Genomic DNA, 11,745 nt, shown 5'->3' with positions numbered 1-11,745 from the left:
GGTACTCCAGTTGCCCGTCAGGCAGCCAGCGCGCCAGATCACCCGTGCGGTAGAGCCGCGCACCGTCATCGGCAAACGGATCGGGAATAAAGCGCTCGGCGGTGAGTGCCGCGCGGTTCAGGTAGCCACGGGCCAGGCCATCTCCCGCGATAAACAGTTCCCCGGCCACACCCGGCGCCACCGGATGCAAACCCGGATCGAGCACGCGGATGCCGAGGTCGGGGATGCGCTCCCCGATGGGGCTGCGTGCGCGCGTGGCGGGGTCCAGGTCGGCACACCTAATCGGCCGGTACGTCACGTGGACCGTGGTCTCGGTAATGCCGTACATATTGATCAGCTGCGGCGCGGCATCACCGGCATGGTCGATCCACGGCCGCAGCGCCTGCGGATCGAGCGCTTCGCCCCCGAAAATGACGTAGCGCAGCGCCAGCGGCGCCCCGTAAAGCTCGGGTTGCGCCAGCAAGGCGCGGAAGGCCGATGGCGTCTGGTTCAGCACCGTGACGCGCTCGCGCCGCAGCAGCGCGATGAATTCCTGCGGGGCGCGGCTCACGTGGAAGGGAACGATCACAAGCTGGCCGCCGTGGCACAGCGCGCCGAAGATCTCCCACACCGAGAAATCGAATGCATACGAGTGGAACAGCGTCCAGACGTCGTCCGCGTTGAAGCCGAACCAATGCTGCGTGGACGCCAGCAGCCGCGACAGGTTGCCGTGCTGCAGTTGCGCCCCTTTCGGCCGCCCCGTGGAGCCCGACGTATAGATCACGTAGGCCAGATGTTCCGGCCGCACGTCGACATCGGGCGCCGTGTCGGGCCACACGAGATCGTCGGCGTCGGCATCCGGCATCAGCACCGGCAGGCCATCGCGCGGCGGCAGCAGGTCGCGCAGCGCCGGTTGCGTCAGCAGCGCCGCAATGCCGCTGTCCTCGAACAGATAGGCCAGCCGCTCGGCCGGATAGGCCGGATCGAACGGCACATAGGCGCCGCCGGCCTTCAGGATCGCCAGCAGCCCGACGATCATCTCGGGCGAGCGTTCCATGGCGATGCCGACGCGCACCTCGGGCCCCACGCCGAGTGCGATCAGCCGGTGCGCGAGCCGGTTGGCGCGCCGTTCGAGGTCTCCGTAGCTGACCGTGGTGTCGCCATGGCGCAGGGCGACGGCATCGGCGGAACGCACCGCGTGGCGCTGGATCTGGCGATGCGCGGGCTCGATGGCAGCGGCGCGCCGCAGCGGGCGGCCGGCGGCAAGCTGGTGCGCAAGCACCGCGCCATCGTACGCGTCGAGCAGCGGCGTCGCCGTCAGCGGCAGGTCCGGTTGATGCATCAGGCCCGACAACTGCGTCACGTAGTAGCGCAGCAGGCGCTCGGCGCTGGCGGCGTCGAACAGCGCGCAGTCGTACTCCAGATGGAGCGTGACATCCTCGGCGCCGGTTTCCGCATCGAGAATCAGGTCGAACTTGGCGCCCGTCTCGCTGGCCTCCACAGCCTCCACGGTCAGGCCCGGCAGCGACAGCCCGGCACCTGCCGTGGCGGTGCGCAGGTTGAACATCACCTGGAACAGCGGCGGCCGGCCCGCATCGCGCGGCACGTGCATGCGGTCGAGCAGCACTTCGAACGGCAGTGCCGCATGGCCCAGCGCGCCCAGCGCATCGGCGCGCAGGCTTTCGCAGAGCGCGCGGCCGGTCACGCCGGGCAAGACGCGCGAGCGGTAGACGTGGGTATTGGCGAAGAAGCCGACCACATCGTCGAGCCCATCGCCGTCGCGGCCGGTGTGCGGCACGCCCACGGCAAAGTCATCCTGCCCCGCATGGCGGCTCAGCAGCGCCTGCCACGCCGCCAGCAGCGCCACGAACGGGGTGCAGCGCTGCGCGACGCAGAACGCGCGCAATGTGCGGGCGAGCCGAGCGGGCAAGGCAGCGTTGACGCGGCGGGCGATACGCGTCGCGTCGGCGCCATGCGGGCGGTCCGTGGGGAGCTGCAGCGCGGGCACATGGCTACCCAGCAGGCGTTGCCACCAGTCGCGCTGCGTATCGAGCGCGCCGCTTGCCAGGGCATCGCGCTGGCGGCTGGCATGGGCGGCAAAGGTCGCACCCGGTGTCGCAAGGCGCACGGCGTCGCCCCCCAAGGCTTGACCGTAGGCTTGCGCGAGATCGCGCGCAATCACGGCATTCGAGACGAAGTCCGAGACGATGTGGTGCAGCGACAGCAGCAGCACGTGGTCGTCGGGGGCGCGCATCAGCAGCGTCGCCCTCAGCAGCGGCGCCTGGCCCAGGTCGAACGGCCGCGCGGCTTCGGCGTCGATGCGGGCGTGCAACGCGTCAGCGCCCATCGCCAGCGGGGCCTCTGCCAGCGCRAACGCCGGCGAGGGCTCCACCACCTGTCGCGGCAGCGCGCCCGGCGTGGCCGCATCGGCGACGAAGCGCGTGCGCAGCGCCGGATGCCGCGCCATCACGGCGCGCAGCGCGGCATCCAGCGCGGCGCGGTCCAGCGCCCCGCGCAGCACATAGGCGCRCGTCTGGTTGTAGGCAGTGCTGCCCGGCTCGTATTGCAGCAGGAACCACAGCCGCTGCTGCGAGAACGACAGCGGGGCGTCGCCGCCATCGGCTGGCCCGGTGGACGCCATGGCGTCGGCATCCACGCCAGCAGGCAACTGGGCGGCCGCGTGYGTTGCGGATTCGGCGTCCTGCTCCAGCAGAAGCGCCAGCAGCGCTGCCTGCTGAGCAGCGTTGGAAGATTGCATCATGAATGCGGTCCTGAAGAAGTAGCCTGTTTTCCCGGTATCCCGATCGGTCGACGCCCCGGCGCGTCCATCGCGCCGGGGCTGTCGTCATGCCGTGGCGCCGGCCGATGCGCGCAGGGCGGCAAGGGCCTCCGGAGTCATCGCCGCCAACTGGCGTTGCAGGCCGGCGAGCGTCTCCAGGCCATCGGGGTCCGTAGCCGTGGCGCGCAGGGCGCCGGCCAACGCGGCGGCACTCGGGGCGTCGAACACCACCGCAGGCGCGATTTCCAGCTTGAGCAGCTTGCGAATCCGCGCCACCAGCTTGATGACCAGCAGCGAATGGCCGCCGGCCTCGAACAGATCGTCATGGACCGCCAGCGTGGGCGCGCCAAGCAGATCGCGCAGTTGGTCGAGCAGCAGCGCTTCCAGCGCGCTGTCCGGCTCGCGGGACCGGACGGACGCCCCGGCCGGCTCGGCAAGGACCGAAGCAGCGAGTGCCCGGCGATCGATCTTGCCGTTGCGCAGGCGCGGCAGCGCCGCGAGGGCAAACCACTGCGCGGGAATCATCGGATCGGGCAGGCGCTCCGCCAGCACCTGGCGCAGTGCATTGCGTCGCGCGGCTGTCAGCGCGCCATCCGCTTCCGCCTCGGGCACGAGCCACGTGGCCAGACGTGTCGTACCGTCGTCGGCTGTCACCGGCAGCACGACCGCCTGACGGACGCCGGGCAGTGCTTCCAACGCCTGTTCGATCTCGCCGCACTCGATGCGGAATCCGCGAATCTTGATCTGGCTGTCGGCGCGGCCAATCAGCTCGATACCGCCTTCGGGCAGATAGCGTGCAAGGTCGCCGCTGCGGTAAAGCCGCCGGCCAGCGTGCTCGGGATGCGGGACGAAGGCGTCACTGGCCACGCCACCGAGATAGCCGGCGCCAAGCTGGGCGCCGCCCAGATAGAGTTCGCCCGTTTCACCGACCGTCGCCGGCTGCCCCGCCACAGTGCGGACATGAGCCTCGCAGTTCGCCAGGACACGCGTCAGCGGCAGGGGCGCTTCCGGCAGGTCGGCGGCACGGCCCGCTTCGTGGACCAGGATGCCCACGGTGGTCTCCGTGGGGCCGTAGTGATTGCAGAGGCGGACATCGGGTGCACGCTTGCGCAGGCGCGCCAGCAATGCCGGCGAGGCCGCTTCGCCGCCCACCACCACCGTGGCGTGCGGCGGCAGCGCCAGCGGCGCCGCATCGCCGTCGAGCAGCGCATCGAGATGGGACGGGACGATCTTCAGGCAGTCCACCTGTTCGCGGGCAAGGAAGCGGGCAAAGCTGGCGGCATCCTGCATATCGGCATCGTCCGCCACACAGAGGCAGCCGCCATGCCACAATGCGCCGAACAGCGTGGTGTTGCCGAGATCGGCCGCCACGGTGGACGTCAGCGCAAAGCGCTCGCAGCGATCGAGCCGCAGCGCCTGGCCGGAGGCCGCCGCATAGTTAAGCAACTGGGCGTGCGAGATCGGCACCCCCTTTGGCGTGCCCGTGGAGCCCGACGTGTAGAGCACGTAGGCCGTCTGGTCCGCTTCGATATCGGGCAGCGACGCCCCGGACGTGACGCCGGACGAAGACGCCCGCCACGCGACGACATCCGCGTGCGGTGTCGGACCGGCTGCGTCCGCGAGGTGCGCGGCGTCGGTCAGCACCAGCGTGGCGCCGGCGTCCGCCAGGATCCGCGCGCGCCGCTGCGGCGGCCATGCGGGGTCCAGCGGCAGATAGGCGCCACCGGCACGCATCACCGCCAGCAGCGCGATCACGAGTTCGCCGGAACGTGGCAGCAGCAGGCCCACCGGCTGGCCCGGGCGCCAACCCAGTGACGGCAGATGGCTCGCCAGCGCATCGACGGCGGCGGACAGTTCCGCATACCCCCACTGGCGACCACCGGCGGATAGCGCGGCGGCCAGTGGCCGTTCGGCGGCCCAGTGTGCCAGCCGCTGCGGCAGCATCTGGGTGCCGACGTGCAGCGCCGGACCGTGCATCGCCGCKATACGAGCCTGATCCGCGGCCGTGGCCAGCGGCAGCGCCGAGACGGTGGTCCCCRACTGCGTCGGCAGGGTCCGCAGCAGGGTCAGGTACTGGTCGAGCAGGCAGGCCATCGCGTCGGCGCRATAGTGCTCAGCCCAATAGTGCAGCGCCAATTCGCCCGGCAAACCAGCATCGCCGGCATGGACGTGCAGCGCCAGCTCGACGCCCGGCGTCGGTGCCTGCGGCGCAGCGATGCGCCATGCGATATCGCCGTGATGCGCGCGGAGCAGGGCAGGGCCGGTGGTGGCGAAGCCGATACGCGTCGGCGTGCCGGACGCGGCATCGGCCGTGGCGTGCTCGCGCCAGCCCGCGTGCTGCTGAAGCTGGGCGCTGAACTGGCCGAGCCAATCGGCGACGCTGCGTTCCGCGTCGGRCTCTACCGTGACGGGGAGCACGGACTCGTAGCGGCCGACGGCGCCGGCCAGCGCCTCGAAATCGTCGCGGCTATCTTGCCACCAGCCCGCGCAGAATCGGCCCGTGGGATCGAGTCGGGCGAGTAGCAGCCACCATGCCGCCTGCAGCACATGCACGAGCGGCAGGTCGAGCTGGCTGGCCAGGCCGGCGAGCGCAGCGGCATCTGCCTCCGGCAGTGGTGCCGATAGCGTGCGCAGCGCGCCAATGGGCGCCGTGCCCGCCTGCCGCCACGGCAGGCGCGGGGCGTCGAGCCCGGCAAGACGGTCGCGCACGGCCTGCCAGTAGGCTTGCCCGGCCTCGACGTTGTCCTGCGCGAGACCGGCGGTCCACTCGAGGTAATCGGCATAGGACAGCGGGGCTTCCCCGGCCGGCACGGCGTCGTCGGCGTACGCCTGCGCGAGTTCGCGCATCAGCGTGACCAGGCTCGGGCCATCGATGGCGAGCGGATTGGCGGCCAGCGATACGTACGTACGTTCGGCGCCGCCCGGTTCGCGAAGGCGCTGGACGCTTGCCTGCAAGGCCGGCACATCACCACGGGCTGCAGGCGCCGACAGCGTCATGACGGGCGCCGGGCCTTCGAAATGCTGGCGCAGTCCGCGCAGGCCGTCGACGCGTCCGAATGCCAGGCGCGCAGCCGGATGGCGCGCGGCGACGTGCGCCAGTGCCCGCTGCAGGCGCTCGGAATCGAGCGTGCCGTCGAGGGTGGCCGTCAGCGTGAGCGGAACGTCCGCGTGTGCTTCGAATGCCCGCTGTTCGCGGCCAAGGGCCTGGGCGTGGCCCGGGAAATCGCTTCCGGTGCCGAACGGATGGACGATGGCATTCATCGTTCAGCCCTCCAGCGTGGCGAGGGCCACTTCAGCGCTGTCCGCCGTAGCGGGACGGCCCGCCAATGCCAGCAGGTCGCGGCGCTCGAACATGTCGCCCATCGCCACGACGATCTTGCGCGGCCCCTCGAACGGATCGCGCGCGTGGGCGGCCAGCATGTTGTCGAGCATGACCACGTCGCCCTGGCGCCACTGGAAGCGCACGGCGCAGGCTTCATACAGTTCGCCGATCAGCGCCATCACGTCGTCGCCGATCGGGCTGCCGTCGCCAAACAGCACCTGCCGTGGCATCCGCTGCGGGCCGACGATCTCCAGCAGGTCGCGTCGCCCCTCGGGGTCCAGGCAGGCCGTGTGGTGCAGCTGCACCTGATTGAAGAAGCTGCGCTCGCCGGTGACCGGGTGGGCAATCACGGCGGGACATTGCTCGCGGGTCTGCAGCGTATCGGCGTCCAGCCATGCGAAATCGGTGCCCGAGGCGCGCAGCCGGGCCTCCACCTCGTCGCGCGAGTCCGTCTTGAAGAAGTCGCGCCAGCTCACATCGAGCTTGTCGTTGAACGTGCGCACGTAGCGCAGCCCCTTGCTTTCGAAGCGGGCGGCCAATTCGTGCGGCAGCCGGCGATACATCTCGCGGCAGTCGACAATCGGCGTGGCACCGCCGACGGGCGAGGGCAGCTCACAGAAGAACCACTGCTTGCGCGGCCAGCGCGACAGATGCGCGCTTTCATTGTGGTACAGGATCATCTCGCGCTCCGGATACGGCGTGGAGCGATACGTGTTGCGGCCGCCTTCCTTCTTCGGCAGATCGCCATACGACCCATAGAGCCCCGGCTCGATCGATTCCGCGAACCGTTCGAACTCCTGCGGCGTGCGCAGGCCGAAGCCGCGCAGCAGGATGCCGCCGTGGCGGCACAGCGTGGCCTCGATGTCCTGCCGATGGGCCAGCGCCCATGCCACGGGGTCCAGGTCCGGCGTGGTCGGTTCGATCACGATGGGGAAGGTCTGGCCCGGCGACAGGAACGACGTCCGCACGAGCAGCGCGGCCGGAGCCGCTTCTGCCGCCGTTTTCGGGAGCCCGGCGACCTTGCCGAGTTTGTTGAGCTTGGCGAGCTTGTCGAGCTTGTCGAGCTTGCCGGGACTGGAAATCTGGCTGGAAGTCATGGCGGGCATATCGGTAGCGGGTTCGCAAAGGCTGGCCGGCACAACGAGGCCGGACAACGGAAGGGCGGGGTTCGACACGGCCTGGGCCAGCACGGCGCCGTAGGCATCGGCAATGCGGTGCGCGGTGGCGCGCGCGAACAGGGCCGTCGCGTAGACCCATTCGGCGCGCAGGCCATCGGCGTGGGGGTCGAGGAACACGGCGAGGTCGAACTTGGCGGCGTGGACAGGCGTCGGCAGGCGTTCGGCACGCAGGCCCGCGAACTGGCGCGCGTCGGCAGGCGTGTTCTGCAGCACGAACAGCATCTGGACCAGCGGGTGCCACGCGCGCTCGCGCGGCACGCCGGCCACTTCGACAATGCGCTCGAAGGGAAGAGCCTGATGATCGAAAGCGGCCAGCATGGCATCGCGCAACTGGGCCAGCAGGGCAGCGAACGTCAGCGTGGCATGGGGCCGCGCGCGCAGCGGCAGCACGTTGACGAAGAAGCCGATCAGTTCCTCCAACTCGCGCCGCGTGCGGCCGGCCACGTCGATGCCGACCAACTGGTCTTCGGCACCGCCCAGCCTGTGCAGCAGCGCGTGGAAGGCTGCCAGCATCACCATGTAGCGCGTGGCGCCGTGGGCACGGGCCAGCGCATCGACGCGCGCCAGCAGCGCATCGGGAAGCTCGCTGTGGCAAGCGGCGCCGGTGGTCGAAGCCACGGGCGGGCGACGGTTTGGCGACGGGATCATCGTAAGGCGCGGCGCGCCTTGCAGCGCATCGCGCCAGAACGAGGCCTCGGATGGCTGGGACCGCGCGCCGTCCGCGCCATGCTGATGGACGGCGTAATCCGCGTACTGGATCGGCAGCGGCGGCAGATCGAGCGCGGTGCCCGCGATGGCGGCGTTGTAGCCGGCCGCGAGCGTATCGAGCAGGATGTCGATGGACCAGCCATCGCCGACGATATGGTGCAGCGTGAGCAGCAGCGCGTGATCGTCGTCGGCCAGCCGCACGAGCCGCGCGCGCAGCAGCGGGGCACTGGACAGATCGAACGGTTCGCGCGCCTGGGCCTCGGCCAGTTCGTGCAGGGCCGCCGCGCGCTGGGATGCGTCCAGCGACGACAGGTCGTGGTATGGCAGATCGATCGTCAGCGCGGACGCGATGCGCGCGGTGGGCGCACCGTTCGCGTCGGCCGGATAGGACGTACGCAGGATCTCGTGGCGTTCGACGAGCGCGTTCAGGCTGGCGCGCATGGCCTGCGCGTCGAGCGGGCCGGCAAGGCGCAGGCCGCCGGCCATGTTGTAGATCCAGCGGTCAGCGKGCGCGGCAATGCGGTCCGTCAGCCACATGCGCTGCTGCGCGGGCGCCAGCGGCATCTCGCCGGTACGCGGTCCGCGCGCAATCGGCGCGTCGGCGCCATCGTTGCCGCCGACTTGGAGCGACTCCAGCGCGGCCGCGCAGGCGGCGAGCGTAGGGTGCTCGAACGGCAGACGCATGGGCACCGCCGCGCCGAATCGCTCACGCAGGCGTGCCACAAGGCGCGCGGCCGTCAGCGAACTGCCGCCGGCCGCAAAGAAATGAGCCTGCCGGTCGGCGGGCGCCGCGCCCAGCAGCTCTTGCCACAACGCGGCAAGGGCAATCTCGGCTTCGCCGCGAGGGGGCTCACCGGCGGCCGGGGCCTGGCCGTTGGCGGAGATTCCGCCGCGCGAGAAGGCGCCATGCGACCACACGGCGCAGGCGTCCAGGCCGTCGTCGAGCCAACCCTGCCGACACGCGCTGCGTTGGAGCTTGCCGCTGGTGGTCTTGGGCAGGCCACCGGGGTTCAGCAGCAGCGCCACGGCCAGCGTTTCGCCACAGGCATTGCCGACCGCTTCCGCGAGCGCCTGGACCAGCGCCACATGTCCGATGCGCTTCTGGTCCGGCCGCGAGATCTCGACGGCAATGCCAATCGCCTCGCCATTGGGGCCCTGCACGGGAAACGCCGCCACGCGGCCACGGCGCGCGGCGGTGACCTTCGCTTCCACAGCCTGCTCGATATCCTGCGGATAGAGGTTCTGGCCGCGTACGATGATCAGGTCCTTGCGCCGGCCCGCGATGTAGAGCTGGCCGTCGCGCATCAGGCCGACATCGCCGGTGCGCAGCCGGCGTTCGGCACCGGCGTCGCCAGTGAACGTGGCCGCCGTGGCGCTGGCATTGCGCCAGTAGCCGTGGGCCACGCTCGGGCCCGCGATTTCGATCTCGCCAACGTGCCCATCCGCGACTGCCCGGCCATCCCGATCGGCAATGCGCACGGTATGGTCGGCGCGGGGGAATCCGCAAGCGACCAGTTCCATGCCGCTGTCGGTGGCATTCGCCGTCTTCCCCAGGCCCTGTGCCAGGGCGGCAGGGTCGAAACGCTCGCTCAGCATGCCCGTGCCACGCTTGCCGCCAGTGGCGAACAGCGTAGCCTCGGCGAGGCCGTAGCACGGATACAGCGCCTGCTTGCGGAAGCCGGCCGGTGCGAAGCGGTCGACGAAGGCACGCAGCGTGTCGGCGCGCACGGGCTCCGCGCCCGAGAATGCGACGTCCCAGCTCGACAGGTCGAGCCCTTCGAAATGGCTGTCGCGCACGCGTTCGACACAAAGCCGATAGGCGAAATCGGGGCCGCCCGACAGCGTGCCGCGATGCCGGCTGATGGCCTGCAGCCAGCGTGCCGGCCGCTCCAGGAAGAACTGCGGCGACATCATCGCCACGGGCACGCCGCTGTGGATGGGCTGCAGCAGGCCGCCGATCAGGCCCATGTCGTGATACAGCGGCAGCCAGCTGACCATCGTGTCGCCGGGCCGCACGCCCATGCCGGTCGCGATCGCCACCTCGTTCGCAATGACATTGCCATGGCTGACCATGACGCCCTTCGGCGAAGCCGTGGACCCCGACGTGTATTGCAGGAAGGCCAGCGTGTCCGGGCCGGCAGGGTAGGGATGCCAGTCGTCCCGCGTGGGCGGCTGCGGATCATCGGCCAGGATCACGGCGGCACGCGGTGCGATGGCGGCCAGCGCATCGTGGTGCGCGGTGGCCTGCGCCGTGCTGGTCAGCAGCAGCGCGGGGTCCGCATCGCAGGCCATGGCGCGCAATCGCGCGACCTGCGCCGAGCGGACCGCGCCGGGCTCGAAGGCGGGCACGGCGATCAATCCCCCGTAGAGGCAGGCGAAAAACGCGGTCATATAGTCGATCCCGCTGTCGAGCAGCAGCATCGCGCGGTCGCCGGGCGCGGCGCGCGACGCCAGATGGGAGGCGAGGGCGCGCACGCGGGCATCGAGCGAGGCGTAGTCGTAGCGGGTATCGCCGGCGGCGTCGATGGTGATCAGTGCCGTATCGCCGGCGCGGTGCACGGCCAGTTGGCCGAGGTGGGCCACCAGCGTGGCCGGGACGTTTGGAGCGGACTGCATACTTGGGATCGACTTTTCAGGTAGACGGTTGGCTTGGATGCTTGGGCGACGCGGCGGGCGTCACGCAAACGCGGGCATGGTGGATGCCTGAGGCGCCTCCAGATGGGTCACGAGGCGGCGAACCACTGCGGCCGGATCGTCGTGCAGGAAGAAATGCCCGCCGGCAAACCAGTCCAGCGTGTGGCCGACCTGGGATTCGATGGCCCAGGCATGGAGGTCGGCGGGCAAGATCGGATCGTCGTGGCCCGCGAAGACATGCAGCGGCATCGGCAGCGGTGGGACGTCGGCACGCTGGAAGCTCTCGCAGACGCGATAGTCGGCATCGAGCACGTCCAGCGTCATGCGCAGCAGCTCGGGATCGGCAAAGACGGCCTCGGGCGTGCCGCCGTGCTTGCGAAGGTCTTCGGCCAGCGCCGCGTCGCCGCGCAGGGCGGCCAGGCGCCGGGAATCCCGTCGGGTGGGTGCGGCGCAGCCGGAAACGACCAGGCCACGCGGCAAGCCATAGCCACGCTCGCGCAGCAGATGGCAGACGCGCCAGGCAAGCAAGCCGCCCATGCTGTGGCCGAAGAGCGCATACGGCATGCCGGCATGCGCGCGATGCCGGCACAGGGCATCGGTCATCGCGCTGGCAAGGGCCTCGAAATCCCGCAGCAGCGGCTCGTCGAGACGCGCGCCACGGCCGGGCGGCTCCAGCGGAACCAGCGCGATATCGGCCGGCAACAGGCGGCGCCAGCGCAGATACGTCGTGGCACTGGCCCCCGCGTGCGGCAGGCAGAACAGCTGCAACGCGGCCATGGTCAGGCGTTCGTCCGCGTTGGATCCTCCATGAAGCGGCGCAGGCTCAGCGGACGCATGTCGGTCCACGTGCGCTCGATATAGTCCAGGCAGGCCTGCTTGCCACCGCTAAAGCCCGCCGCGCGCCATCCGCCCGGAATGGCCTTGTAGTCAGGCCAGATCGAATACTGCTCTTCGTGATTGACGAGAACCAGGAATGTGGCGTCGTCGCGATCGAAACTCATGGAAAGCTCCCGTTCGGTACTGGATCATCCGGCGCCACCGATATGGCGCCCGTCACCTTGTTGGACGAAACGGGGAAGCAAGTATTTAGGGGATATGGCGCCCGTCACCTTGTTGGACGAAACGGGGAAGCAAGTATTTAGGGG

General features: G+C 70.2%; 5 protein-coding genes. All 5 read right to left on the bottom strand.

Features of this window, described 5'->3' with window-relative positions; genetic code table 11:
• Nucleotides 1–2,740: amino acid adenylation domain-containing protein (locus tag AC1DS3_RS27840; RefSeq protein ID WP_477128375.1), on the bottom strand; the 2,740-nt coding region annotated here is incomplete at its 3' end.
• Between the two features lie 84 nt (nt 2,741–2,824).
• Nucleotides 2,825–6,019, bottom strand: coding sequence for a non-ribosomal peptide synthetase (locus AC1DS3_RS27835; RefSeq protein ID WP_477128374.1), 3,195 nt, complete (start codon nt 6,017–6,019; stop codon nt 2,825–2,827).
• Nucleotides 6,020–6,022: 3 nt separating this feature from the next.
• Nucleotides 6,023–10,582 (bottom strand): condensation domain-containing protein, encoded by a 4,560-nt coding sequence (locus AC1DS3_RS27830; RefSeq protein ID WP_477128373.1) that lies wholly within the window; start codon nt 10,580–10,582, stop codon nt 6,023–6,025.
• Between the two features lie 60 nt (nt 10,583–10,642).
• A complete protein-coding gene (locus AC1DS3_RS27825; protein WP_441639641.1) occupies nt 10,643–11,377 on the bottom strand; it encodes a thioesterase II family protein in 735 nt (244 codons plus the stop codon).
• Between the two features lie 2 nt (nt 11,378–11,379).
• Nucleotides 11,380–11,601 (bottom strand): MbtH family protein, encoded by a 222-nt coding sequence (locus AC1DS3_RS27820; RefSeq protein ID WP_006160788.1) that lies wholly within the window; start codon nt 11,599–11,601, stop codon nt 11,380–11,382.
• Nucleotides 11,602–11,745: the final 144 nt, after the last annotated feature.

It is taken from the genome of Cupriavidus sp. 01L46 (genome assembly GCF_056399905.1).
This window is presented reverse-complemented; position numbering and strand designations above follow the sequence as displayed.